Genomic DNA, 25,962 nt, shown 5'->3' with positions numbered 1-25,962 from the left:
TGCTTGCAATATCTTCATGAACAATAACACTATTTTAGGGAAAAATGCGGAGGGATGAGATGGACGCGGCAAGACGGGAAAAACGGGAACACGGTACGCAGGCATTTCCGTTTCAGATTTATCCCGCGCTGGATGGCAGCGAGGCGGACGACAGCGATTTTATCCCGTATCATTGGCATCCGGAATTGGAAATTATCACCGTGGATGCGGGCCATGTGTCGCTGACCATTGCTGATCATGTGTACGAGGGAGAGCATGGGGATGTGTTCTTCGCCGCGGGAGAAGAACTGCATGAAATCCGCGCGGCGGGACGGGAAAATCAGTTTCGATCTTTTGTGTTTGCGGCGGATTTTTTGCAGTTTGCGCGTGCAGATCAGGCGGAAACCGAGCTGCTTGCACCGCTTGCAGAAGGTCGTTTGCGGTTTGCAACCAGCTTGCGTGCAGGCGAGGCCGGACAGCGCGAAGTGCGAGCCTTGCTGGCACAGATTGTGCGCGCCTGCCTGGGGCGGGCGCCGGGATACCAGCTCGCGGTCAAGGCGGCGCTGCTTGGCATCGTGGCGGTATGCGCGCAGGCTGGGCTGTTGACCGGCAAGAGGGTGCGTCCGGGTGCGGATTATAAAGCGAGGCAGCTCAAGGAGATTGTGGGGTATCTGGGTGCGCACTTCACCGAGCCTTTGTCGCTGACCGCGGTAGCGGCGCATTTCGGGCTGTCACCACAGTATTTCAGCAGTTTCTTTCGGGAGAATTTCGGACGGACGTTCACCCAGCATATTAACTCCCTGCGCATCGAGCAGGCGGCCCGGCTGCTGCGCGAGAGCGACCTGCCGGTGATGGAGATTGGCTTTAACGTCGGATTTGATAATTTCAGCTATTTCATCAAGCGATTTCGCGCAGTTTATGGTGTTTCGCCTTCCAACTATCGGAAAAACAGTCTGGCATAATATCGGGAAAAGAAAAACGGGCGGCCTCGGATGATATCCGAAGCCGCCCGCTCATTATGATGCCTAATGAGAAAGCAGTACACTGCAATTATTCGAACCGGAGTTTGACGTTTTCCTGCCGGCACAGGTCGACATATTCCTTCGGCGGTTCACGGTCGGTGATAAAGGCGGTCAAATCCTTCAGATGACAGAACGTGACAATGGCCTCCTTGCCGATTTTGGAGGAATCGACCATACCGTAAATCATGTCTGCACGATGAACGACCGCACGCTTGATTTCCGCCTCCAGAAAGGTAGTGTTGGTCATGCCTGCGGTCAGAGACACACCGGTGGCGCCCATGAAGGCTTTATTGATGCGCATCGCACTGAGCGATTCAATCGTGGACAGACCGACGAACGAGTCGGTTGTCGGGCTATAGATGCCGCCAAGCGAGATAATGTTGAGATTATCGTATTTGGAGGCTTCGCTGAGCGCACCAAGCGAATGAGTGATGATGGTGATGCGCTTTTTAGCGACCAGAAAACGCAGCAGACACAGTGTCGTTGTGCCGGAATCAATAAAAATGGTGTCGCCGTCGGAAACCTCTTCCGCAGCCAGACGACCGATGAGAGATTTGTCAATCGGATTGAGTCCGGAACGAATGGGTGTCGGCACAGCACCAGAGGGGACGGTGGCGGTAACGCCGCCGTATACCTTTGTGATATGTCCGCGCTCCTCAAGCTCGTTCAAATCGCGGCGGATAGTGTTCTTGGAAACACCGAAAACCTCGCATAATTCATCAATGCTGACGGTTTCGCGTGAGATAACATATTGTTCAATTGAATTGAGACGGCTGACTTTCATCTTCCCTTTTCCCCATTCTTACCCGAAAATTAACCAGAACAATTTTTTATAGTTTATCAAAAAATGCATAAAATGTCTACTGGTTAAAAAAATGGTGAAAATGGGCGAATGTGTTCAATAATTACAAACTATTGCGTGCGGGGGCGTGAACGCAGCAATATTTTTTGGTTTAAAAAGAGAAATTTGGGTTTAAAAATATTTCTTTGTGGAGATAAGGTGGTTGTTTTTTGGTCATATCTGTTAAGCGGCTTTACAGCCAATAAAATGAGAAATGCAGCAAGAATGCTGCAAGTAAGATACTCAAAAAAGTACAGCAATGCAACCAATACATAACAAACAAATTTCGAAAAAATACCAGCGATTTTTTATAAAATATTCCGAAGAGTACAAAACAAGGGGTGGAATTTTTGTGAACAAATGTGTGAATTCTGGTTGAAATTTGGGTAGCTTGGTGATACACTGTAATCGATATACAGCGGCCAGCCGCCGCTGTTGCCGGAACCTGTTCCGTGGAGAGAAAATATTTTGAATTAGGCAGGTGTATGCAATGCAGAAAGCAGAAAAGATGCAGGAGCTTCGCGTATTTGCGCAGGAAATCCGTTTGGAAACCCTGAAAACCATCGGCTCGCTCGGCTTTGGTCATGTGGGCGGTTCGATGTCCATCATTGACGCGCTGGCCGTTCTGTATGGTGAGGTAATGAAGATTGATCCGAAGAATCCCCGCTGGGAGGATCGTGACTGGTGCGTGCTGTCCAAGGGACATGCCGGCCCGGCAATGTACGCAACCCTCGGCCTGAAGAGGTTCTATCCGATTGAGGATGCTTATACGCTCAACCAGCCGCACACCAACTTCCCGTCCCATACCGACCGCACTAAGACTCCCGGTGTCGATCTGACCACCGGCTCGCTCGGTCAGGGCATGTCCACTGCTACGGGCGCAGCGCTCGGCAACAAGATTGACGGCCGCGACAACCATGTATTTGTGTTTGTCGGCGACGGCGAGGCGGACGAGGGCCAGATTTGGGAAGGCGCTCAGTTTGCGGTACATTATCAGCTGGACAATCTGGTTTGCTTTGTCGATGATAACAAGTATCAGCTCGACGGCGCATGCGAGAAGGTGATGAAGCATGCCAAGGGCATCGGCGCCAAGTTTGCTGCGTTCGGCTGGAACGTAGTCGAGTGCGAAGACGGCAACGATGTCGAGCAGATTTACGACGCGATTCAGAATGCTTACGCCACCAAGGGCGTGCCGACCTGCATTGTGCTGAATACGGTCAAGGGCAAGGGCGCTACCTTTGCCGACGGTACGGGCGCGCATTCTTCTCAGCCGTCCAAGGAGCAGTGGGACGAAGCCATTGCCTATGCTGAGAAGCAGCTCGCTGAGATCAAGGCACAGTAAGGGAGGGTACGAACATGAGCTTTACTTTGATTGGCAAACACGAAAAGGATTCTCGTGCAAACCGCGACGGTTATGTTACCGCGATGCTCGAGATGATGGAGAAGGACCCCACGGTCATGCATGTTGACTGTGACCTAGAAAACTGCATTAACACCGGAAAGCTGGCTAAGGCTTATCCGGAGCGCACCATTAATGCGGGCATTGCAGAAGCAAACGCTGTAGGCGTATCTGCCGGCCTGTGCGCAACGGGCAAGACCGTATTCGTGCACTCTTTCGGCTGCTTTGCTTCCCGCCGTGCATTTGATCAGGCGTTCATGTCTGCGGCTTATGCAAAGCTGCCGGTACATATCGTCGGCTCCGACCCCGGTGTATGTGCAGCATACAACGGCGGCACCCATATGCCGTTTGAGGACTGTGCGCTGTATCTGTCTATCCCGGATGCGGTTGTCGTCGATCCGGTTGACTATGCACAGATCAATTGCCTGACCAAGAAGCTGGCCGCTTCCGGCAAGTTCTCTTACATGCGCATGATTCGTAAAACCTTTACCACCGTTTATGCAGACGGCTCGGACTTCGAGATCGGCAAGGGCGTTACCCTGAAGGAAGGCAAAGATGTTGCTATCATCGCTTCCGGCATCATGGTAGACGAGGCGCTCAAGGCACAGGAGCAGCTGGCCGCTGAGGGTATTTCTGCGAAGGTAATCGACATGTTCACTTGGAAGCCGCTTGACGAGCAGCTCATCATCGACTCTGCCAAGGAGTGCGGTGCAATCGTAACCGCCGAGAACCATCAGGTCAAGTGCGGCCTTGGTTCTGCGATTGCCAATGTTGTTATCCAGAACTGCCCGGTTCCGATGGAGATGGTCGGCGTTGAGGATCGCTTCGGCCAGGTTGGCGCGGAGAGCTTCCTGCGTGAGGAGTACGGCCTGACCGCAGCACACATCGTTGAGGCTGCCAAGAAGGCAATTTCCCGCAAGTAATTCGAACAGAACGCAGGCGCGCTGCATTGGCAGCGCGCCTTTTCTGTTTGATGGGTTTGTCCATTCTGCCTCTATGCAGAAAGGGGATTTTGCGGTAAACTGATACTAATAAAATTTTGTGTGGAAAGCCAATGGAGGAAACAATATGGATTTAAAAGAGCGCGCTCTGAAGGCGCATGAGCAGTGGGGCGGCAAAATCGAGGTAATTGCACGCTGCGAGGTCAACAGCAAAGAGGATCTTTCGATTGCCTATACGCCGGGTGTTGCTGAGCCGTGTCTGAAAATTAAGGATGATCCGTCCCTCAGCTACACCTATACCCGCCGGCACAATCTGGTTGCCGTTATTACGGACGGTACGGCGGTGCTGGGCCTCGGTGACATCGGTCCGGAGGCCGGTATGCCGGTTATGGAGGGGAAGTGCGCGCTGTTCAAGGCGTTTGCGGACGTGGATGCGTTCCCGCTTTGCGTCAAGAGCAAGGATGTGGACGAGATTGTGCGCACGATCCAGCTGATTTCCGGCTCGTTCGGCGGCATCAATCTGGAGGACATCGCTGCGCCGCGCTGCTTTGAGATTGAGCGCAAGCTCAAGGAGGTCTGTGATATTCCGGTGTTCCACGATGACCAGCACGGCACCGCAGTCTGCTGCGGGGCGGCGCTCATTAACGCCTGCCGCCTGACCGGTCGCAAGGTAGAGGATATCAAGATGGTGGTCAATGGCTGCGGCGCGGCCGCGATTGCAGTGACCAAGTTCCTGATGTTCCTCGGGATTCGTGATGTGACTATGGTCGAGCGGTTCGGCATTGTCTGTGAGGGTGACGAGCGTTTGAATCCTGCGCAGGCCGAGATGGCAAAGGTCACCAACCGCAGCCACATGACCGGTACGCTGGCGGACGCCATGAAGGGGGCGGATGTGTTCTTCGGCATGTCGGCGCCTCAGGTGCTGACCAGCGAAATGGTTGCCACCATGGCGGCAAATCCAATGGTGTTTGCCATGGCAAATCCGGTGCCGGAAATCTGGCCGGAGGATGCGAAAAAGGGCGGCGCGGCGGTCGTCGGCACCGGCCGGTCGGATTATCCCAACCAGATTAACAACGTGCTTGCGTTCCCGGGAATTTTCCGTGGTGCGCTGGATGTGCGCGCAAGCGACATCAACGAGGAGATGAAGCTCGCCGCTGCCAAGGCAATCGCCTACTGCGTATCGGACGAGGAGCTGACACCGGAATATATCATGCCGATGGCGTTTGACAAAAAGGTCATCCGCGCGGTTGCGGATGCGGTTGCACAGGCGGCACGCGACTCGGGTGTAGCGCGCATTTAAGAGGCGGAACGGCGGGAAAAAAGGGCGTTGCGTGCCTGCGCACGTCAGTACTGTGCAATTTGCTGAAAAAGTTTTTTGCACAGGGCATTTCTGTGCAAAAATGCGTTTGACTTTTAGGATATAGTTGAGTACAATAAGGATAGTAACGGCGCATGCAGAAGCATGCGGTATGAGATGAAAATGGAGGGAATAACACATGTTAGATCCGAAGAAAGTAAAGCTGGGCATCTGCCCGATTGGCTGGTCCAATGACGATATGTGGGATCTGGGCGATGAGAATACGTTCCAGCAGTGCATTTCCGAGATGAAGCTCGCGGGCTTCGACGGCTGCGAAGTCGGCCATAAGTATCCGGAGGATAAGGAAGTTCTCAAGCACATGCTCGACGTGCGCAACATGACCATCGCGTCCAAGTGGTTCTCCTCTTTCTTGGTTGACAAGCCGTACGAAGAGGTTGAGGCCGAGTTCATCAAGGAACTGGATTACCTCTCCTATGTCGGTGCAACCGCCATCAACGTATCCGAGCAGTCCGGCTCCATTCAGGGCAAGCTGGATACCGCTATCCTCGACATGGAAAACAAGCGCGTGCTGACCGACGAAGAGTGGACCCGTTTCACCGAGGGTCTGAACAAGCTGGGCAAGCTGTCCATGGAGAAGTACGGCATCCGCACCTGCTTCCATCATCACATGGGCACTGTTTGCCAGACGGTGGAGGAGACCACCCGCCTGATGGAGAACACCGATCCCAAGTATGTATTCCTGTGCTTTGACACCGGTCACTTCACCTTCGCAGGCGAGGACCCGGTCAAGATGCTCGAGAAGTTTGCAGACCGCGTCGGTCACGTTCATCTGAAGAACATGCGCATGCCGATGGTGGAAAAGGCTCGTGCAGAGCACTGGTCCTTCCTCGATGCGGTTCGCGCCGGCGCGTTCACTGTTCCGGGCGATCCGGACGGCTGCGTTGAGTTCGACAAGGTATTCGACCTGCTTGACAAGGCTGGTTACACCGGCTGGATCATGGTTGAGGCTGAGCAGGACCCGGCTAAGGCTAATCCGTACGAGTATGCCAAGATGGGCCGCGAGTACATCACCGCGCACACCGGTCTGGGCGGCGAAGTCGTTCTCAAGAAGTAAAAGCGATACATAAACAGAAAAATCCCGCTCTGTTTGGAGCGGGATTTTTTTACATCGGAAAGGATACGGACAGAGGAAGGGTGCAAACTTGTACAATGCGTGGTGCAGTTGTGCATAAATTGTAAAATCCATAGCGAAACCCTTTGCAAAAAAGGCGTTTATAGGGTAGAATAGAAAACGGGAAAATGAAGCAAGGAGTGTGGAGCATGGAAACACAGAGATATAAGCGAGTTCTCATAAAAATCAGCGGCGAAGCGCTGGCTGGTGATAAGCATTTCGGCCTGAATTTTGACGTGATTGGTCCGGTATGTGATGTGATAAAAAAATGCAACGAACAGGGCTGCGAGATCGGCATAGTAGTCGGCGGCGGTAACTTCTGGCGCGGCGTCAAGGATGGCGGCGGTAAGATGGAGCGTACCCGCGCAGACCATATGGGCATGCTGGCGACGACTATCAATGCGCTGGCGCTGGCTGATGCGCTGGAGCAGCGCGGCGTGCCGGTACGTGTGCAGACTGCAATCGAGATGAACCGTATTGCCGAGCCGTACATCCGGCAGCGTGCAACGCGCCATCTGGAAAAGGGCCGCGTGGTCATCTTCGGGTGTGGCACGGGTAATCCCTTCTTCTCGACCGATACTGCGGCGGTGCTGCGTGCGGCGGAAATAGGCGCGGAGGTCATTCTGCTGGCCAAAAACGTCGACGGCGTATACGATTCCGATCCGGCGAAAAATCCCGATGCGAAAAAGTATGACCGCCTGACCTATATGGACGTGCTCAATCAGGGCCTTGGCGTTATGGACACAACGGCGACTTCGCTCTCCATGGATAACCACATTCCGATTTTGGTATTTGCACTTTCCGATCCGGAAAATATTTATCGTGCGGTCAACGGTAAAAAGATTGGCACGATTGTAGAGGAGGACAAATCATGAAGGCTCAGCTCAATGCTTATGAGGAAAAAATGAAGAAGACACTCGACGTGCTCGCCAAGGAACTGGCGGCTGTTCGCGCAGGCCGCGCAAATCCGGCCGTGCTCGATAAGATTACGGTCGAGTATTATGGTGCACCGACGCCGCTCAATCAGGTGGCTGCGATTTCTTCGCCCGATCCTCGTTCACTTGCGATTCAGCCGTGGGACGGTTCGATTCTCAAGGCGATAGAAAAGGCAATTCAGGTATCCGATTTGGGTATCAATCCGCAGAACGACGGCAAGCAGATTCGTTTGAGCTTCCCGCCGCTGACGGAGGAACGCCGTAAAGAACTGATTAAGGGCGTTTCCAAGACGGGCGAGGAATCCAAGGTTGCGCTGCGCAATATTCGCCGCGATGCGATTGATAAGTTCAAGGCTGCGCAGAAGAAGAGCGAAATGACCGAGGACGAGCTGCACGAGGGCGAAGAGAAAATGCAGAAGCTGACGGATAAGTATGTCAAGGAAGTTGACGCCATGGTTGCCAAGAAATCCAAGGAGCTGGCCGAGGTGTGACGCTCCGTGCATCGCTCTGAAGAAAAAACAAACAACATTGGGGGGCGGCGGCATGGCCGCCCCTTTGCATGGGGGAAGTATTTGTGGGTCTGTTTACACGGAAAAAGAAAATAGCCATACCGGAGAACCGTCCCGTGCCGCGGCATATCGCGGTCATTATGGACGGCAACGGCCGCTGGGCGAAAAAGCGCGGCCTGCCGAGGCAGGCTGGGCATAAGGTTGGCGCAGAAACCTTCCGCACCATTGCAACTTACTGCAAGGATATTGGCGTGCAGTATTTTACAGTGTATGCCTTTTCAACGGAAAATTGGAAACGGCCGCAGGAGGAAGTGAACGCGCTGATGAACCTGTTCCGCACCTACTTGAAGGAAGCGGCGGAAACCATGTTTCAGCGCGGGGTCGCGGTGCGAGTGCTGGGCGATTTGACGCCTCTGCCCGAGGATATCCGTGCGCAGATCCGCGAGGTGGATGAGATTGCCGACCGGCTGGGACCGGACGCGGCGACTGCTTCCCTGTGCATCAACTACGGCGGACGCGATGAAATCAAAAACGCAGTCCGGGCTATCGCAGAGCAGGTGAAAAACGGTGTGCTGGCACCTGAGGACATCACCGAGGAGACGATTGGTGCGCATTTGTACACCGCGCATATGCCCGATCCGGATTTGATTATCCGGCCGTCCGGGGAGATTCGCACCTCGAATTTCCTGTTATGGCAGTCGGCCTATGCCGAGTATTATTTTACCGATGTATTATGGCCGGACTTTAAGACTGCCGATATGGATGCGGCGATTGATGCGTTTAATAAACGCAATCGCCGGTTCGGCGGCGTATAAACGGACGGAGCGAGGTGTAAAGATATGAAAGCAAGAGTGTTGTTCGGCGTGGTCGGCTTTGTGTTGGTGCTGCTTGCGCTGTATGTGTTTCCGTCGATCGTGCTGGAGCTGGCGGTCGCGGCACTGTGTGTGCTGGCGACGTATGAGGTGCTCGGCTCCACCAAGCTGGTGCATAACCGGCTCGAGCTGCTGCTGTGCATGCTGGTTTCACTGGGGCTGGCAATCGGCCATTTTGACATTTTGCCGCTCGATTTGCAGGACGTGGTGCAGGGCTTGATTTTCGTGCTGCTGATAGGCTCGTTCGCAATCGAATTGAAATTTCATCACGGTATGAACACTTCGCAGGTCGCATGGGGCTTTTTCGGCGCTCTGCTTGTGCCGTATCTGATGCTCAGCCTGCTGCGCATTTATCAAATGGATTTCAAGCCGATTGGGCAGGCCGATTTTCGCGCGGGGCAGTTCATTGTGCTGCTGCCGCTGCTTGCTGCATGGGGCGCGGATACCTGCGCGCTGTTCGCCGGTATGTTTTTTGGCAAACACAAACTCGCGCCGGTTGTCAGCCCGAAAAAAACCGTAGAAGGCGCGATTGGCGGGGTGATTGGCGGCGCGGTGCTGGTGCTGCTTGTCGCACTGTTGATGAATGCGACGCTTGGTTTCAAAATGCCGCTGTGGTCGGCGGTCGTGCTGGGCGCAGTCGGCGCAGTGCTGGGCGAAATAGGCGACCTGTCGTTCTCGGTCATTAAGCGGCAGACTGGCATCAAGGATTACGGCCATATCTTTCCGGGACACGGTGGTGTGCTCGACCGGTTTGACAGCGTGCTGTTTGTCGCGCCGTTCGCAGAAATCCTGTTCCGGATCATCTGGTAAGGGTGTGTTTTATGAAAAAAATTGCGATTTTAGGCTCAACCGGGTCGATCGGCACGCAAACGGTCGATATTTTGCCCTCGATTGACGCTGAAGTTGTCGCATTGACGACAAACCGGCGCATAGACTTACTCGAAGAGCAGGCGCGCGCGCTGCATCCGAAGATGGTGTGCGCGTTTGACAAAGCGGCTGCCCGCGACCTCAAGGTTAAGCTCGCGGACACAGATATTTGCGTGCTCAGCGGTATGGATGGTTTGACGGCCTGTGCGGCGGAGAGCGGCGCGGATATCGTCGTGACCGCAGTCGTCGGCATGGTCGGCTTGCTGCCGACACTGGCCGCCATCGATGCGGGTAAGGACATTGCGCTGGCCAACAAGGAGACGCTGGTGTGCGCGGGCGAGCTGGTCATGCGCGCGGCGCAGAAAAAGGGCGTCAAAATTCTGCCGGTCGATTCCGAGCATTCGGCGATTTTTCAGTGCGCGCAGGCCGCGCAGGGCAATCCGCTTGCCAAAATTATTCTGACCGCGTCGGGTGGCCCGTTTTTTGGGAAAACGGCTGCGGAAATGCGCTCGGTCACGCGCGAGCAGGCGCTTGCGCACCCGAATTGGTCGATGGGTGCCAAGATTACAATTGATTCGGCAACCATGATGAACAAGGGGCTGGAGCTGATTGAAGCAATGTGGCTGTACGGCATGCCACCCGAGGATATCGAAATCGTCATCCATCGGGAGAGCATTGTGCATTCCGCGGTTGAGTTTGCCGACGGCGCCATGATTGCGCAGCTCGGTCTGCCCGATATGCGTCTGCCGATTCAGTATGCGTTAACTTATCCTTCGCGGGTGCCTTGCAAGGTACCGCGGCTGTCGCTGGCGGAAGCGGCGAAGCTGACCTTTTATGCACCCGATTATGAGGCGTTCCCCGCGCTGAACCTTGCACGGCAGGCCGCAGCGCAAAAGGGCGACCGCGGTGCGGTGCTCAACGGTGCAAACGAAGCGGCGGTCGGCCTGTTTTTAGAGGGCCGTATCGGCTTTGCCGAGATTGCCGAGCGGGTGGCGCAGGCGCTGGATGCGATTCCGTATCGCAGCAGTATCACACTGGAGGATGTACTGGCGGCAGACCGCGCCGCACGGGAGATTGTTTTAGCGTAAAGCGGGTTTATTCTGTCCTGTGAGAGGAGAAGTATTTTGCTGCAAATCATACTTGCGATTCTGGCGTTTGGCATGCTGGTTATTGTGCATGAGTTTGGACATTTTATTACGGCCAAGCGCGGCGGGGTACAGGTCAATGAATTCTGGATCGGTATGGGGCCGACGCTGCTGAAAAAGCAGTATCATGGCACGCTGTATTGTCTTAAGGTGCTGCCGTTTGGTGGCGCGTGCGTGATGGAAGGCGAGGACAGCGAGAGCGAAAACGAGCATGCATTCGGCAAGGCAAGTCTGCCGCGGCGCATGCTTATCGTGGCCGCAGGAGCACTGATGAACTTCCTTGTCGGTTTCCTGATTGTGCTGGCGGTCATGCGGCCAAACGGACCGGATGGCGGCTATATCATCTCCACGCTCGCGTCGGTCGATCCGGCCAGCACGGCTGCGGCAGAGGGAGGTTTGATGGCAGGAGATGAAATCCTCAAGGTGGACGGCTATAAAATCCTGTTGCGCAGTGATTTTGAGGTCGCGCTTGCACGCGGCGAGGATACGACCTACGAGATTGTCGTGCGGCGAAACGGAGAGAAAATTACGCTTCCCGCAGTCAAGCTGGAGGCGACCATCGATGCAGGAAACGGACAAAAGATGATTGGCTTGACCTTTGCCGAGCAGCCGGACAGCATCGGCCTGCATTTGAGCATGGCGGTGCGCACTTCTGTCAGCTATGCGCGTATGGTTTGGGCGAGTCTCGGCATGTTGGTGAGCGGACAGGTCGGCGTAGACCAGCTTTCCGGGCCGGTCGGCGTTGCCGAGGTGATGGCGGACACAGCGAAATACAGCATGATTTCCTTTTTCCAGCTGGTTGCGTTTATTTCCATCAACTTGGGTGTGATGAATTTGCTGCCGCTGCCCGCGCTGGACGGCGGACGGCTGTTGTTTCTTATTATAGAGGCGGTGCGCCGCAAGCCGGTGCCGCCCAAATATGAAGGATATATCCATGCGGCGGGGCTGGTGCTGCTGCTGGCGCTGATGGTGTATGTGACAGGACAGGATATTTTGCGCATTGTTGCGGGAGGTTCATGAACATGAAACAGACCAAACAGATTATGGTGCGGGACGTACCCATCGGCGGCGGCGCGCCGATCGCGGTGCAGTCCATGACCAATACGGATACGCGCGACGCGAAAGCTACGCTGGGGCAGATTCGCGCGCTGACGGAAGCGGGCTGTGATATTGTGCGCTGCGCCGTGCCGGACGCGCAGGCGGCGGAAGCACTCAAAGAAATCTGTGCGGGTTCGCCGATTCCAGTGGTAGCGGATATCCATTTTGATTATCGGCTTGCGCTTGCGTCCATCGAGGCGGGCGTGGATAAAATCCGTCTTAATCCCGGCAATATTGGTGGGGCGGATCGCGTGCATGCGGTCGTGCAGGCGGCAAAGGAACGAAAGATTCCGATTCGCATCGGCGTCAATTCGGGTTCGGTGGAAAAGCATATTTTAGAGAAATTCGGCGGCCCCACGCCCGAAGCGATGGTAGAATCCGCGCTGTATCATGTCGGTCTGTTAAACGACTGCGGGTTTGATGATATTTGTATTTCGATTAAGTCGTCTTCCGTGCCGTATACCATGCAGGCGTATCTGCTGGCGCACGAAAAGACAAATTATCCGCTGCATCTCGGTGTGACCGAGGCGGGCACCGAGTACATGGGTACCATTAAATCCGCGGCAGGTATCGGCGGTCTGCTCGCGCTCGGCGTAGGCGATACCATCCGCGTATCGCTGACCGACGATCCAGTTAAGGAAATCTATGCGGCAAAGGCGATTTTGAAGGCGGTCGGCTGTGCCGAGGACGGCATCAACGTTGTTTCCTGTCCGACCTGCGGACGCACCCGTATTGACCTTATCGATATTGCCAAAGAGGTCGAGCAGCGCTGTATGAATATCCACGGCAAAAAGCTCAAGGTCGCGGTGATGGGCTGTGCGGTCAACGGTCCGGGCGAGGCGCGTGAGGCGGATCTCGGCATCGCAGGCGGCGACGGCGTCGGTCTGATTTTCCGCAAAGGAGAAATCATCAAAAAGGTGCCGCAGGATCAGTTGGTGGACGAGCTGATGAGCATGATCGAGCATTTTGAAGCATAATTCGGAGGAACGGTCAAATTGGCTGGTAAACTGATAGATTTATTTCAAAACTGTAAATTGTTGACGGAAGAACAGCATCTCGCCTCAGGCGAGGTGCGTTCTCTCGCGTTTGGAGATAATAACACGGTGATGGTGGTCGAGCTGGATCTGAAGCAGGTTGTCAGCCGAAAGACGCTTGCCAAGGCGGAAAAGCAGATTGCAAAGCAGTACGGCCTTAGCCGCGTGTGTATTGAGCCGCGTTATACTATGCCGAACGGCTTGACAGATGCATATATCCGTTCGCTTTATGAGGATATGGCGTTCCGCATGCCGTCTGCGCGCGGTTTGCTTGATTGCGGCAAGTGGCAGTATACGGACGGCGTGCTGCAAATCCCGATGGATGAGGTCAGCGAACGGCACTTTGCAAACGCGCTGCGCCATTTGGAAGCACGTATCCTGCGCGAACTGGGCGCACCCTGTCCGGTGCATGCCGTGCGGGCGGAAGTCTGTGATTTTGTGCCGGCCTCCGACGCGCCGCAGCGCGAGGAAATTTTGCAGAAAGCAATCGAGCAGGCGGCGGCAGAGGCTCCTGCCGAGCCAAAACCCAAAAAGCCGCGTCCGGCACCGCGGCAGGAGCATGCCGGTTATCAGCGTCCGCGCGCGGAAAAGGTGCGCGAGGATGATTTGATTTTCGGCAAGCTGATGCAGGACCCCATTATTTCGGTCAACGAAGCGATTGCGGCGTACGATATGGTTACCATTCAGGGCGAGGTATTCTTTACCGACAACAAGGATATCCACAGCAAAAAGACCGGCAAGGACTATGTCAAAATTGCCTTTGATATGACCGACCGCACCAATTCCGTGCGCGTGTCCAAGTTCCTCGCTGCGGACAAAGCGGGCGATACGGCATCCAAGATTAAAAATGGCCTGTACTGCACGGTGCAGGGCAAGATGGTCTACGATTCCTACGCGAAAGAGATGGTTTTGGAGCCGACCGGCATCGTCAAGGCAAAAAAGCCGGTGCGGCAGGACAAGGCCGAAGGCATGAAGCGCGTCGAGCTGCATCTGCACACCAACATGAGCGCGATGGACGGCATGACCTCGACTGCGGCGCTGTTGTGCCGCGCGGCACAGTGGGGCCACCGCGCGATGGCGATTACCGACCACGGCGTGGCGCAGGCGTTTCCCGAAGCGCTGCACGCACAGGAGGGCAAACAGAAAAGCATCATCGGGGATATGAAGATTATCTACGGCATCGAGGCGTATTACATCAACGATGAGGACACGCTTTCGGTGGTGCGTGGCAAGTCGGCCGAACCGCTGACCGGTACATTCATTGTTTTTGACTTGGAAACCACGGGGCTGAATCCCGCGAGCGAGGAAATCACCGAGATTGCGGCGGTACGTATCGTGGACGGCGCGATTCAGGACAGCTTTCAGACCTATGTCAACCCGCATAAGCCCATTCCCGAGGAAATCACTAAGCTGACCGGTATTTCGGACGAGACGGTTGCAGACGCGCCCGAACTTGCCGAGGCTGTGCCGAAATTCCTTGCATGGGCGGGCGAGGGAAAATATCCGCTCGTCGCGCATAACGCGGGCTTTGATATGGGCTTTTTGCGCACGGCCTGCAAGCGGCTCGCCATCGAGCGGGACTTCACCGCCATCGACACGCTGGAAATGAGCCGTCTGATGCTGCCGCATCTGCATAAGTTTAAGCTCAATATTCTGGCGAAGGAGCTGGCAGTCGGTCCGTTTGAGCATCACCGCGCAAGTGAGGATGCGGCCGTGCTGGGGCGCATTTTTGTAAAGCTGCTCGCGCGGCTCAAAGACGAGCTGCATGCGGTGACCACAGCGGACATCAACCCGGTTCTCGCCGCAACAACCGACCGTAAAAACAAGCTGAAAAACCTGCCGCGTTATCACTTTATCATTCTGGTGAAAAATCAGGCGGGACTGCGCAACCTATATCAGCTCATTTCCAAGAGTTTTCTGGAATACTACAATAAGCGCCCGATTATGCCGCGCAGTGAGCTGATTCGCCATCGTGAAGGGCTGATTTTCGGCTCGGCGTGCGAGGCGGGCGAGGTATTCCGCGCGCTGACGAATGGCGCGGAATGGGACGAGCTCAAGCGGCTCGCATCTTTCTATGATTATCTGGAAATCCAGCCAATCGGCAACAACCAGTTTATGATTGCCAAAGGCATGGCAAAGGATGACGAGCAGCTGCGCGACTGGAACCGGGATATCCTGCGGCTGGCCGACGAGCTGGGCAAACCCTGCTGCGCGACCGGTGACGTGCATTTCCTCGAGCCTGAGGATGAGGCGTTTCGCCGCATCCTGATGGCGGGACAGGGCTTCGGTGACGCGGACAATCAGGCGCCGCTGTATTTCAAATCCACAGATGAGATGCTCAAGGAGTTTTCCTATCTCGGTGAGGACCGCGCGTATGAGGTTGTAGTCAAGAACACGAATATGATTGCGGACCTGTGTGATGTCATCCGTCCTGTGCCGCGCGAAAACTACCCGCCGCATATCGACGGCTGCGAGGACGACTTGCGCAACATGTGTTATGAAAAGGCCAAGCGTATTTACGGCGACCCGCTGCCCGAAATGGTGCAGGCGCGGCTCGACCGTGAGCTGAATTCCATCATCGGCAACGGCTATGCGGTCATGTACATCATCGCGCAAAAGCTGGTGACGAAATCGCTTGCAGACGGTTATCTCGTTGGCTCACGTGGTTCGGTCGGCTCGTCTCTGGCGGCATTTATGTCGGACATCACTGAGGTAAATTCACTCGCGCCGCACTATCTGTGCCCGGACGATAAATACGTTGAGTGGCATGAGGAATACTCCTGTGGTGTCGACCTGCCGGACAAAATCTGCCCGAATTGCGGCAAGCCGTTGACCAAACAGGGTTTTAATATTCCATTTGAGACGTTTCTGGGGTTTGAAGGCGATAAAGTCCCCGATATCGACCTGAACTTTGCAGGTGAATATCAGTCGCGCATCCATTATTACACGGGTGAGATTTTCGGGCATGACCATGTATTCCGCGCGGGTACAATTGGTACGGTTGCGGAAAAAACCGCTTACGGCTACGTCAAAAAGTACATGGACGAGCGCGGTATCGAGTGCTCGCGCGCGGAGGAAAACCGTCTTGCGGCAGGCTGCACGGGCGTGCGACGCACTTCAGGCCAGCATCCTGGCGGTGTGGTTGTGGTACCCAAGGAAATCGAGATTTACGATGTCTGTCCGGTGCAGCATCCGGCAGACGATCCGGATTCGGACATTATCACCACCCATTTTGAATATCACTCCATCGACGCGAACCTTTTGAAGCTCGACGAGCTGGGACACGATGATCCGACCATGATTAAACATCTGGAGAACCTGACCGGCGTCAATGCGCAGGAGATTCCGCTTGATGACCCGGACACGATGAGCCTGTTCCATTCTTGCAAGGCGCTCAAGTACACGGGCGAAAACCCGGACACCGACCCGATTCTGGGCGACCTCGGCTGTCTGGCGGTGCCGGAGTTCGGCACCAAGTTTGTGCGCGGCATGGTCAAGGAGACGCATCCCTCGACCTTTGCCGAGCTGGTTTCGATTTCCGGTCTGTCGCACGGCACGGACGTATGGCTGGGCAACGCGGCGGAATTGGTTCGTAAGGGCATCCCACTGTCCGGCTGTATCTGCTGCCGCGACGATATCATGAACTATCTGATTTTGCAGGGCGTGCAGCCCAAGCTGTCGTTTAAGACGATGGAATCGGTTCGTAAGGGGAAAGGCTTGACCGAGGAAATGGAAGGCGCGATGCGCGAACAGAACGTGCCGGACTGGTACATTGACTCTTGTAAAAAAATCAAGTACATGTTCCCCAAAGCGCACGCGGTGGCCTATGTGATGATGGCGTTCCGCATCGCGTGGTTTAAGGTGCACCGACCGCTTGCGTTCTATTCGGCGTACTTTTCGGTGCGTGCCAAGGGCTTCGATGCCTCGTGCATGATTAAGGGGGACAAAGTTGTGCAGGACAAGCTGCGCGAGCTGGCGGTCAAGGAAAAGGAAAAGACCATCACCGCAGCAGAAAAGGAAATGTCCACTACGCTCGAGGTTTGTCACGAGTTTTACCGCCGCGGCTTCATTTTTGAGCCGATGGATATTTACGCATCAGATGCGACCACTTTTTTGGTAACCGAAAACGGGCTGATTCCACCGTTCACCTCGATGCCCGGCATTGGTGAACAGGCGGCGCAGAACATTGTGGAGGAGCGCAAAAACGGCAAATTCCTCTCGGCGGAAGAGTTGACCGTACGCTGCCCCAAGGCGTCCAAGGCGGTTGTCGAGCTGCTTGATCAGATTGGCGCACTCGGCTCGATGCCCAAGACTACCCAGATTTCTCTGTTTGCATAAAACTGCGGACAATAAAAGGAGGATACCACCATGGCCAAGTATGAAAAACATCTCACCGGTGACTTTGATGCAGTTCTCGATTACTTATTTGACGGTATCATGAACGGCAGTGCATCCGCTTCTTATGAGGATGGCAGCGATTGGGCAGCGGATGGTGTACGTGTGGCGGTGCGCGTGTTTGAGCGGTACAGCTGGACAGGCAGCAATCGCGTGAGCCTCAATCTAACGCTCACGGGCAGCGGGAACCGTCTGTTTTTGTCTGCCATCACCTCAGGCGGCAGTCAGGCAGTATTCTGGAAAATCAACACCATGGGTGAGGAGAGTTTTCTGGACAAGGTCATCGAACTGGCCGAAAGTTACGGCGGAGGTGCATGACCGTGTACTGGATTTGCTTCGGAGACAGTGCGAAGGGCTGCCTCGCAATGGCGCGTAAAGCCATGGAACCCTCTTTGAATGTGGAGCAGATTCTTGCGCTTTCGGATGACTATTCACAGGGCGATATTCGTGACGTGACCGACCGCGCGGCACGCGCGGATATCCTCACGCCGTGGTGCGGCGACCCCGAACTGGATGGCAAGTGGCAGGCCGAGTATCAGGCGCAGCACTGGAAGGTGCTCGAGCAGCTGGACGAGGTGGATGAGGCGGTTATCTGGTATGCGGCCGGCAACGCTTTGGAGCAATGTGGTCTGCGGTATGTGGTCAGCCGCTTGTACGGAAAGCATATTCCGGTGTGGGTGGTCGAGGTGGACTGGATGCCGGTACAGGAATTTTCCAAAGCGACGCCGATTGACCGGAATGCAGGCGCGTGTGGGATTGTTACTGACAGTCGATTGATGAACGCTGTATTTCGTCTGATGCCGCAGTTCATGCGCCGACGATATGCGGCGCGGATAGACCGGCGCAGCCGGGAGGCGAGGCAAAAGGCATCGCCGCGTGCAGGCATGGTTTATTATTCAACGGTGGGGGAAGCCGAGCCTGAAATTCTGCCCTACTTCTACAAGCGCCGCCGTCAGCTGACTGAGACCGAGCAGGCCGCGCTGCTGACCGAATGGACACGCATGCGGGAGGAAAACACGCCGCTTCGCACGATTGTGAACGGCAAGGTGCAGTCGGTATCCGAAGATTATTATGATGAAATCATTTTGTCCTGTGCGCCGGAGGAAGAAAGCCGTGCCGCCATGACGGTTGGCAAAGCGCTGGCCAAGCTCGCCGAGACAGGCAACTGGGTCAGCGATATGCTGATTTTTTCCCGCATCCGCGCGCTGGGTGCGGCGGGACGGCTGGAGATTGTACAGGACGGCGCGACATACCGCGATATGACCATCCGCAAAATCAGGGGTTGACAGATGACATACAGGTATGGTATTATTTTAGCGCGATAAAGTAATAAAGGGGTTTTGCGGTTATGAACCGTTTTCGTATTTCCACTCCCGAAGGGACACGCGATTTGCTGTTTGCTTCCTGCCGCGCACTGCGGCAGACCGAGCGCGCGATTCGTACCGCGCTGGAGGGCTGTGGATACAGTGAAGTGATTACGCCTGCGGTCGAGTATTTCGATGTGTTTGCACAGGCAAACCCGGAGCTGGATCAGGAGAATATGCTCAAGATTATTGACCGATCGGGGCGTATCTGCGTGGCGCGGCCGGATAACACTACACCGATTGCCCGCATTGCGGCAACTCGGCTGGATGACGCGGCGCTGCCCGTACGGCTGTATTACAGTCAGAAAGTGTTTCGCTCGGTCGTCGGCGGACACGGGCACAAGGGGGAGTTTCTGCAGGTCGGTGCGGAGTTTATCGGAGCGGATGGTCTGGAAGCCGACAAGGATATTCTGTCGGCAGCCTTTGGTGCGCTGACCGGCACGGGTGCGGACAGTTTCCGTATCGAGCTGGGCCACGCGGAGATTTACAAAGCACTTATCGAAGAACTGGGCGTGGATGAGCAGACGGCGGAGAGCATTCGCCGGTTGATTGAAAACAAGTCCTTTGCAGCACTGGGGGATGCGCTTGCGCCTTACGGTGAGCGGCCCGCGGCCAAGGCGCTGGGCGCAATGCCGCAGTTGTTCGGCGGCATCGAGGTGCTTGACCAGGTTGAGGCCCTGACCGGCAATGTGCGTGTGCTCGGCGCGGTTTCCTACCTGCGTCGGCTGTACAAGGCTCTGGATGCAGCTGGCTATGGCAGTCGCATCATGATCGACCTCGGTCTGGTGCATGAGATGGATTATTATACCGGTGTGATGTTCCGCGGCTATATCGGCGGCGCGGGCGCGGCCATTCTGTCGGGCGGACGATACAATGCGCTGTGCGCCAAATTCGGCAAGGATCTGCCCGCGGGCGGCTTTGGTATCGACGTGGAGAGCGTCGCGGAGAGCTTGCAAGGAGCGGCACGCCCGGAGGCAGCGACCCGTCGCGATACCGTACGCATCGCACTGACCAAGGGGCGGCTGGAAAAGAAAACGCTTTCGCTGCTCAAAGCGGCGGGCTATGATATCTCCGAGCTGGAAGCCGGCTCACGCAAGCTGATTTTCGCTCTGCCGGACGCAGGCGTAGAGATTGTGTTGGCCAAGGCGGCAGACGTTATCACCTATGTCGAACATGGCGTATGCGACATGGGTGTAGTCGGTAAGGATACAATCATGGAAAAGGGCGGCAGCTTCTACGAGATGGTCGACCTTGGTTTCGGCAAGTGCCGATTTGCACTGGCGACCAAAAAGGGCAAGGACGTGTATGGCGGCTACAAAACGCCAATCATTGCAACCAAGTATCCGGCGGTGACCAAGGCCTTCTTCAACAAGAAGAATATGGACGTGGAAACCATTAAAATCGAAGGTTCGGTGGAGCTTGCACCGCTGCTGGAGCTGGCTGATGCAATCGTCGATATCGTCGAGACCGGAACGACGCTCAAGGAGAACGGCCTTGAGGTCATTGAGGATGTCGCGCCCATCTCAGCGCGCGTTATCGTCAATCTGGCGAGTGCAAAGATGAAAAAAGCCGCCATCCAGCAGGTGATTTCCGATCTGGAAAGCGGTTTGGAGGGATAATATGTTTTTAAAAACCGTGCTCGCGGACGGGCAGGCCGAGCAGACCGTTATCCGCGAGATGAAGGCGCGCGCGGCTGGTGCGCGGGGGGATATCGAGCAGACTGTTCGCACTATTATGGACGATGTACAGGCGCGCGGCTGGGACGCGGTTTGTGAATACGCGAAGAAATTCGATAAGCGCGAGCCGTACATTATCACGCCGGAGCAGCTCGATGCGGCTTATGCTGCCTGTTCGCCCGCGCTGATTACCGCGCTTGAGAAGGCAGCGGCCAATATCCGAGATTATCATGAGCAAATGCTCGCCAAGTCGTGGGAATGGAAACGCAGTGCGGGAGAAACCCTTGGTCAGACCGTGCGCGGACTTGCGCGCGTCGGCCTGTATGTGCCGGGCGGCACGGCGGCTTATCCGTCGAGCGTATTGATGAACGCAGTGCCTGCTAAGGTCGCGGGCGTGGGTGAGTTGATTATGGTGACTCCGCCGACCGAAAACCTTTCGAATGAAGTGCTGGCAGCGGCGAAAATCGCGGGCGTGGATACCGTTATCGCGATTGGCGGCGTGCAGGCAATTGCCGCACTGACCTACGGCGCTGGCTTTATCCCGCAGGTGGATAAGATTGTCGGCCCGGGCAATGCCTTTGTTGCGGCGGCGAAAAAGCTGGCTTTCGGCACGGTGGATATCGACATGATTGCGGGGCCGAGTGAGGTGCTGGTGATTGCCGACCATACGGCCAATCCCACTTGGGTCGCGGCCGATCTTTTGAGTCAGGCTGAACACGATAAGCTCGCTTCCGCCGTGCTGCTGACCGATTCGATGGCACAGGCGCAGGCGATTTCGTGCGAGATGGAGCGGCAGGCAAAGCTGCTGCCGCGTTATGACATCATCAAGGAAAGCGTACAAAATTACGGCTGCGCAATTGTGTTTGATGATTTGAAGGATGCCTGCAAAATGGCGGATGTCGTCGCGCCCGAGCATCTGGAGGTCGTGACGGCAAATCCGCGTGAATGGTTGCCATATCTGCACAATGCAGGCGCAATTTTCCTCGGTCAGTACGCGCCCGAGCCGCTTGGCGACTATATGGCAGGCCCCTGCCATGTGCTGCCGACCTCGGGGACGGCGCGGTTTTTCTCGCCGCTTTCGACCGATACGTTTTTGAAGAAAACCAGCGTGATTGAGTATACGCGCGACGCACTTGCGGGTTATGCACAGGATATCATCGTGCTGGCGCAGAGCGAACATCTGGACGCGCATGCGAACTCCATTGCAGTGCGTTTTTCGGAGGAGGACGAGAATGAGAAAGGCTGAAATCACGCGCAAAACCAAAGAAACCGATATTACACTTTCGCTTGCTCTGGAGGGCGGCGAGCGTAAGATTGACACCGGCATCGGCTTTTTTGACCATATGCTGAACAGCTTTGCCGTGCACGGTGGCTTTGGCCTGACGCTTATCTGCAAGGGCGACCTCGAGGTCGATGGACATCATACGGTCGAGGACTGCGGCATTGTGCTCGGACAGGCGCTCGCGCAGTGCTTGGGAGACAAAGCGGGTATCGCGCGTTTCGGGCAGGCGTTTGTGCCAATGGACGAGGCGCTCGGCTTCTGCGCGCTGGACATTTCAGGTCGTCCGTATCTGGTGTTTGACGCGCCTATGCCGCAGTCGATGTGCGGGACATATGATACCTGCCTGACGGTGGAATTCATGCGCGCGCTCGCTGTGAACGCAGGACTGACGCTGCATCTTAAGGCCGAATACGGTGATAATGCGCACCATATCACGGAAGCGCTGTACAAGGCGCTTGCGCGCGCGCTCAAACAGGCGGTGACGGTGACGGGCGGCGGCGTGCTGAGCGCAAAAGGAGTGCTGTAATGAGCTATATCGCAATTGTGGACTACGGTGCGGGAAATCTGATGAGCGTACATAATACGCTGGATTTTCTGGGCTATGAGAACAAAGTCGCGGACACGCCTGCGGTGATTGAGCAGGCTTCCGGCGTGATATTACCGGGCGTGGGCGCATTTCCGGACGCAATGGACGCACTGCACGCTTCAGGACTGACCGACGCAGTGCTGCGCGCGGCGGAAGAAAAGCCGTTTTTGGGCATTTGTCTCGGTATGCAGATGCTGTTCGAGGAGTCGGATGAGGTGCGGCTCTGTAAAGGCCTTGGGTTGCTGCCCGGACGCATCGAGCGTATCCGAACCGAACTCAAGCTGCCGCAGATTGGCTGGAACGCGTTGGAGGTGCTGCGTCCGAATGCGATGACCGAGGGCGTTGCAAGCGGGGACTATGTATATTTCGTGCATAGCTTCATGGCGTGCCCGGCAAAGGAAAGCGATTTGGCCGCGGTAACCGACTACGGTGCGCAGGTACCTGCAATGGTGGCGCGCGGCAATCTGTTCGGTTGCCAGTTTCACCCGGAAAAAAGCGGAAAAGTAGGACTGTTGATGCTTCAAAACTTTGCAAAACTGACGGAGGTGGGGAAATGAAGTTTATCCCGGCGATTGATTTGAAGGACGGACAGTGTGTGCGTCTGAAAAAGGGCGATTATGATACTGTACACAAGGTGGCTGAGGACCCGGTCGAGACCGCGCGAAAGTTTATGGCGGCGGGCGCAACCATGATCCACATGGTTGATTTGGACGCAGCCAAAGACGGTTCGCATGCCAATTATGGCGTGGTTGAGCGCGTCATTCGTGAAACCGGCGCAACCGTTGAGCTGGGTGGCGGCGTTCGCTCCATGCAGGATGTCGAGGCTGTTCTTGCGCTGGGCGTGAAGCGCGTCATCATTGGCTCAGCGGCGGTGCGTAACCCGCAGTTTGTGGCGGAAGCTGTCAAAAAATATGGAGATAAGATTGCGGTTGGCATCGATGCGAAGTCCGAAACCGTGCGCACGGATGGCTGGCTGGGTGACAGCGGCGAGAACTACATTTCGTTTGCCGAGCGTATGGAATCCTACGGCGTCAAGACGATTATTTTTACCGACATCGACAAGGATGGCATGCTGGCGGGGCCGAACTTCGACCAGCTGGCTGCACTGCGCGCGACCGTATCCTGCCGCATCGCAGCGTCGGGCGGTGTGTCCACGCTGGAGGATATTCGCCAGCTCAAGCGGCTGGGAATTGATGCGGCGGTTGCGGGCAAGGCGGTTTACACGGGAAAACTGGATCTGTCGGCGGCGATTAAGGAGGCCGAATAATGCTGGCCAAACGCATCATTCCCTGTCTGGATGTGAAGGATGGACGGGTGGTTAAGGGCGTCAACTTTGTCGGCCTGCGCGATGCAGGCGATCCGGTGGAGCTGGCGAAATTTTACTCGGCGGAGGGCGCGGACGAGATCGTATTCCTTGATATTACGGCGACGAGCGACGGCCGCGATACGATTGCGGACGTGGTACGCCGGACCTGCCGTGAAGTATTTGTGCCAGTCACCGTGGGCGGCGGCATCCGCACGGTGGATGATTTCCGCGACATTCTGCGCGCGGGCGCGGACAAGATTTCGGTTAACTCCGCGGCAGTCAAAAATCCCGGCTTAGTGGATGCTGCTGCGGAAAAATACGGCAGCCAGTGTGTGGTCGTTGCGATCGACGGTCGCCGAACGGGAAAAACGCCGTCGGGCTTTGAGGTGTATGTCACAGGCGGTCGCACGCCGACCGGTATAGATGCAGTCGCATGGGCGCGCGAAGTGTATGAGCGCGGCGCAGGTGAGATCTTGCTCACTTCGATGGACAAGGATGGAACGAAAAGCGGCTTTGACCTTGAACTGACGCGCGCGGTGGTGGATGCGGTCGGCATCCCGGTGATTGCATCGGGCGGCTGCGGTGCGCTCGATCATTTTTCCGAGGTATTCGAGCAAACAGGCTGCGATGCAGCACTGGCCGCCAGCCTGTTTCACTACGGTGAGTTGACTGTGGGCAAGGTCAAGGCCCATCTGCGCGAAAAAAACATTCCGGTGAGGTTATAAATCATGGATTTGAGCAAGTTTTTTGTGAAGGCGCCGCTGATTCCGGTTATCTGTCAGGATGAGCGAAACGGCGAGGTACTCATGCTGGGCTATGCCAACGAGGAAGCCCTCAAGCTGACCATGGACACCGGTACAGCGTGGTTTTTCTCGCGCTCACGACAGAAGCTGTGGAATAAGGGCGAAACTTCGGGCAACTTCATTTTTGTGCGCAAAATTCTGTCCGATTGCGACGATGACACGCTGATTTACGTCGGCACCCCCAAGGGGCCGGTCTGCCACACGGGCAACCGTACCTGCTTCTATACCACTCTGTGGGAGAAAGGGGAGCAGGCGTAATGGCGTTCCCTTTGGTAAGCGTGACGGGTTTTGTGGTCGGCGCCGTCGTGGTGATTGCGCTGATTGCGGTACTCGTGCTGCTGGTGACCAAGCGGCAGTGAGCAGAGAAAAACGATAAGGAGGACGAATAACATGAATTCGTTTGAACAGATGGAGGCGGTTATTGCACAGCGCCGTGCAGAGCCGCAGGAGAATTCCTATACTTGCTACCTGTTTGAAAAAGGATTGGATAAAATCCTTAAAAAGGTGGGTGAGGAGTGCGCGGAGACTATCATCGCCGCAAAAAACGGCAACAAGGAGGAGTTGGTCGGTGAGATCAACGACGTGTTCTACCACATGATGGTGATGATGAACGAATGCGGCGTCACGCTCGCGGACGTGTGCGCAGAGATGGATGTACGCGCGCAGAAGATCGGCAACCTCAAGCAGTTCCACGTATCCGATCATAATACCTGACTGTACAACCGAACGAATCCCTTTTGCTTGCCTGTTGCCGGGAAACATGGTATGCTTGTGTGGAGGTGAAAGAATCATGCGCAGAAAAGACAGAGAAATTACAGGACGGGAGAATATCGAGCCGGTTTTACAGGCGTGCAAAACTTGTCGCTTGGCAATGATTGCGGACGGCGCGCCGTATGTGATTCCGCTCAATTTTGGTTATACATGGGATGAAAGCGGACTGACCATCTATTTCCACAGCGGCATCAAGGGAAAGAAAATCGACGCATTGCGTGCCGACCCGCGTGTGTGCTTTGAGATGGATACTGAAATGGGCGTGACCGGCGAAGGGGATTTGGCCTGTCGGTACAGTTATGCGTTTTCCTCGGTTGTGGGCTATGGCAGTGTGCAGTTTGCGCAGAATAACGAGGAGAAGCGGTGCGGATTTGATGTGATTATGAAGCATCAGACCGGACGCGACGGCTGGAGCTATACCGATGCTGCTCTGTCTGTGGCAGAGGTGTTCTGGGTGCATGCGGATTCGTTTGAGGGTTCGCAAAAGCTGCCCAAATGATATAATATATTGTGCAAACGCGAAACGCCGGAGGCCAGTGAACTGCACCCCATTTGTTAGACAGTATGATATACTGGATAACAAGTGGGGTGCTTTATTATGCCAAAAGGAATACCAAACAAACGCTACACACCAGAATTCAAGAAGAT

25 protein-coding genes are annotated in these 25,962 nt (G+C 55.6%); 24 read left to right on the top strand and 1 reads right to left on the bottom strand.

Features of this window, described 5'->3' with window-relative positions; genetic code table 11:
• The first annotated feature begins 59 nt into the window (after positions 1 to 59).
• The gene (locus tag ACTQ34_RS04310) at positions 60 to 941 is read left to right on the top strand and encodes an AraC family transcriptional regulator (protein WP_441362673.1); all 882 of its coding nucleotides are present in this window, start codon (positions 60 to 62) and stop codon (positions 939 to 941) included.
• Between the two features lie 88 nt (positions 942 to 1,029).
• Here ACTQ34_RS04310 and ACTQ34_RS04305 read toward each other — a convergent pair whose 3' ends face one another.
• Positions 1,030 to 1,785, bottom strand: a complete 756-nt coding sequence (locus tag ACTQ34_RS04305; protein WP_441362672.1) for a DeoR/GlpR family DNA-binding transcription regulator — start codon at positions 1,783 to 1,785, stop codon at positions 1,030 to 1,032.
• 547 nt (positions 1,786 to 2,332) lie between these two features.
• Here ACTQ34_RS04305 and ACTQ34_RS04300 point away from each other — a divergent pair.
• The 23 genes from ACTQ34_RS04300 to ACTQ34_RS04190 all read left to right on the top strand — a co-directional run bounded on the left by ACTQ34_RS04300 (position 2,333) and on the right by ACTQ34_RS04190 (position 25,813).
• Positions 2,333 to 3,184, top strand: coding sequence for a transketolase (locus tag ACTQ34_RS04300; protein WP_441362671.1), 852 nt, complete (start codon positions 2,333 to 2,335; stop codon positions 3,182 to 3,184).
• Between the two features lie 14 nt (positions 3,185 to 3,198).
• Positions 3,199 to 4,164, top strand: coding sequence for a transketolase family protein (locus ACTQ34_RS04295; RefSeq protein WP_441362670.1), 966 nt, complete (start codon positions 3,199 to 3,201; stop codon positions 4,162 to 4,164).
• Between the two features lie 145 nt (positions 4,165 to 4,309).
• Positions 4,310 to 5,482 (top strand): NAD(P)-dependent malic enzyme, encoded by a 1,173-nt coding sequence (locus tag ACTQ34_RS04290; RefSeq protein WP_441362669.1) that lies wholly within the window; start codon positions 4,310 to 4,312, stop codon positions 5,480 to 5,482.
• 196 nt (positions 5,483 to 5,678) lie between these two features.
• Entirely contained in the window at positions 5,679 to 6,614 is a 936-nt protein-coding gene (gene iolE / locus ACTQ34_RS04285) for a myo-inosose-2 dehydratase (RefSeq protein ID WP_441362668.1), read from the top strand.
• Positions 6,615 to 6,820: 206 nt separating this feature from the next.
• A complete protein-coding gene (gene pyrH / locus ACTQ34_RS04280) occupies positions 6,821 to 7,546 on the top strand; it encodes a UMP kinase (RefSeq protein ID WP_441362667.1) in 726 nt (241 codons plus the stop codon).
• Positions 7,540 to 8,097: a ribosome recycling factor gene (gene frr / locus ACTQ34_RS04275; protein WP_441362739.1), complete on the top strand. Its 558-nt coding sequence runs from the start codon at positions 7,540 to 7,542 to the stop codon at positions 8,095 to 8,097. The genes pyrH and frr overlap by 7 nt, the downstream gene beginning before the upstream one ends.
• An 83-nt stretch (positions 8,098 to 8,180) precedes the next feature.
• Positions 8,181 to 8,930 carry an isoprenyl transferase gene (locus ACTQ34_RS04270; protein WP_441362666.1) on the top strand — a complete coding sequence of 250 codons (750 nt, stop codon included), beginning with the start codon at positions 8,181 to 8,183 and terminating at the stop codon, positions 8,928 to 8,930.
• A gap of 24 nt (positions 8,931 to 8,954) precedes the next feature.
• The gene (locus tag ACTQ34_RS04265) at positions 8,955 to 9,797 is read left to right on the top strand and encodes a phosphatidate cytidylyltransferase (RefSeq protein WP_441362665.1); all 843 of its coding nucleotides are present in this window, start codon (positions 8,955 to 8,957) and stop codon (positions 9,795 to 9,797) included.
• A gap of 11 nt (positions 9,798 to 9,808) precedes the next feature.
• The gene (locus tag ACTQ34_RS04260) at positions 9,809 to 10,942 is read left to right on the top strand and encodes a 1-deoxy-D-xylulose-5-phosphate reductoisomerase (protein ID WP_441362664.1); all 1,134 of its coding nucleotides are present in this window, start codon (positions 9,809 to 9,811) and stop codon (positions 10,940 to 10,942) included.
• A 36-nt stretch (positions 10,943 to 10,978) separates the two neighbouring features.
• On the top strand, positions 10,979 to 12,019 hold the full coding sequence (gene rseP / locus ACTQ34_RS04255) for an RIP metalloprotease RseP (protein ID WP_441362663.1): 1,041 nt from the start codon (positions 10,979 to 10,981) through the stop codon (positions 12,017 to 12,019).
• Positions 12,016 to 13,074 (top strand): flavodoxin-dependent (E)-4-hydroxy-3-methylbut-2-enyl-diphosphate synthase, encoded by a 1,059-nt coding sequence (gene ispG / locus ACTQ34_RS04250; protein ID WP_441362662.1) that lies wholly within the window; start codon positions 12,016 to 12,018, stop codon positions 13,072 to 13,074. Before rseP ends, ispG begins: the two co-directional genes overlap by 4 nt.
• Positions 13,075 to 13,092: 18 nt before the next feature.
• Complete coding sequence (locus tag ACTQ34_RS04245) at positions 13,093 to 17,469, top strand: PolC-type DNA polymerase III (RefSeq protein ID WP_441362661.1); 4,377 nt, start codon at positions 13,093 to 13,095, stop codon at positions 17,467 to 17,469.
• Between the two features lie 30 nt (positions 17,470 to 17,499).
• On the top strand, positions 17,500 to 17,844 hold the full coding sequence (locus tag ACTQ34_RS04240) for a DUF6054 family protein (protein WP_441362660.1): 345 nt from the start codon (positions 17,500 to 17,502) through the stop codon (positions 17,842 to 17,844).
• A gap of 2 nt (positions 17,845 to 17,846) precedes the next feature.
• Complete coding sequence (locus ACTQ34_RS04235; RefSeq protein ID WP_441362659.1) at positions 17,847 to 18,812, top strand: DUF1835 domain-containing protein; 966 nt, start codon at positions 17,847 to 17,849, stop codon at positions 18,810 to 18,812.
• A gap of 62 nt (positions 18,813 to 18,874) precedes the next feature.
• Positions 18,875 to 20,509, top strand: coding sequence for an ATP phosphoribosyltransferase regulatory subunit (gene hisZ / locus ACTQ34_RS04230; RefSeq protein WP_441362658.1), 1,635 nt, complete (start codon positions 18,875 to 18,877; stop codon positions 20,507 to 20,509).
• 1 nt (position 20,510) lies between these two features.
• Complete coding sequence (hisD, locus tag ACTQ34_RS04225; protein ID WP_441362657.1) at positions 20,511 to 21,812, top strand: histidinol dehydrogenase; 1,302 nt, start codon at positions 20,511 to 20,513, stop codon at positions 21,810 to 21,812.
• Positions 21,799 to 22,374, top strand: coding sequence for an imidazoleglycerol-phosphate dehydratase HisB (hisB, locus tag ACTQ34_RS04220; RefSeq protein WP_441362656.1), 576 nt, complete (start codon positions 21,799 to 21,801; stop codon positions 22,372 to 22,374). Before hisD ends, hisB begins: the two co-directional genes overlap by 14 nt.
• Entirely contained in the window at positions 22,374 to 22,991 is a 618-nt protein-coding gene (gene hisH, locus ACTQ34_RS04215) for an imidazole glycerol phosphate synthase subunit HisH (RefSeq protein ID WP_441362655.1), read from the top strand. Before hisB ends, hisH begins: the two co-directional genes overlap by 1 nt.
• Positions 22,988 to 23,701: a 1-(5-phosphoribosyl)-5-[(5-phosphoribosylamino)methylideneamino]imidazole-4-carboxamide isomerase gene (gene hisA / locus ACTQ34_RS04210; RefSeq protein WP_441362654.1), complete on the top strand. Its 714-nt coding sequence runs from the start codon at positions 22,988 to 22,990 to the stop codon at positions 23,699 to 23,701. The genes hisH and hisA overlap by 4 nt, the downstream gene beginning before the upstream one ends.
• On the top strand, positions 23,701 to 24,465 hold the full coding sequence (hisF, locus tag ACTQ34_RS04205) for an imidazole glycerol phosphate synthase subunit HisF (RefSeq protein ID WP_441362653.1): 765 nt from the start codon (positions 23,701 to 23,703) through the stop codon (positions 24,463 to 24,465). The genes hisA and hisF overlap by 1 nt, the downstream gene beginning before the upstream one ends.
• 3 nt (positions 24,466 to 24,468) lie before the next feature.
• Positions 24,469 to 24,801, top strand: a complete 333-nt coding sequence (hisI, locus tag ACTQ34_RS04200; RefSeq protein WP_441362652.1) for a phosphoribosyl-AMP cyclohydrolase — start codon at positions 24,469 to 24,471, stop codon at positions 24,799 to 24,801.
• A 132-nt stretch (positions 24,802 to 24,933) separates the two neighbouring features.
• Positions 24,934 to 25,257, top strand: a complete 324-nt coding sequence (hisE, locus tag ACTQ34_RS04195; RefSeq protein ID WP_441362651.1) for a phosphoribosyl-ATP diphosphatase — start codon at positions 24,934 to 24,936, stop codon at positions 25,255 to 25,257.
• A gap of 76 nt (positions 25,258 to 25,333) precedes the next feature.
• Positions 25,334 to 25,813 carry a pyridoxamine 5'-phosphate oxidase family protein gene (locus ACTQ34_RS04190; protein ID WP_441362650.1) on the top strand — a complete coding sequence of 160 codons (480 nt, stop codon included), beginning with the start codon at positions 25,334 to 25,336 and terminating at the stop codon, positions 25,811 to 25,813.
• Positions 25,814 to 25,962: the final 149 nt, after the last annotated feature.

The sequence above is a fragment of the Agathobaculum sp. LCP25S3_E8 genome, from assembly GCF_052117165.1.
Lineage (GTDB): Bacteria > Bacillota > Clostridia > Oscillospirales > Butyricicoccaceae > Agathobaculum.
Note: the sequence above shows the minus strand (reverse complement) of the source record. Positions and strands in the feature narration are given on the sequence as shown.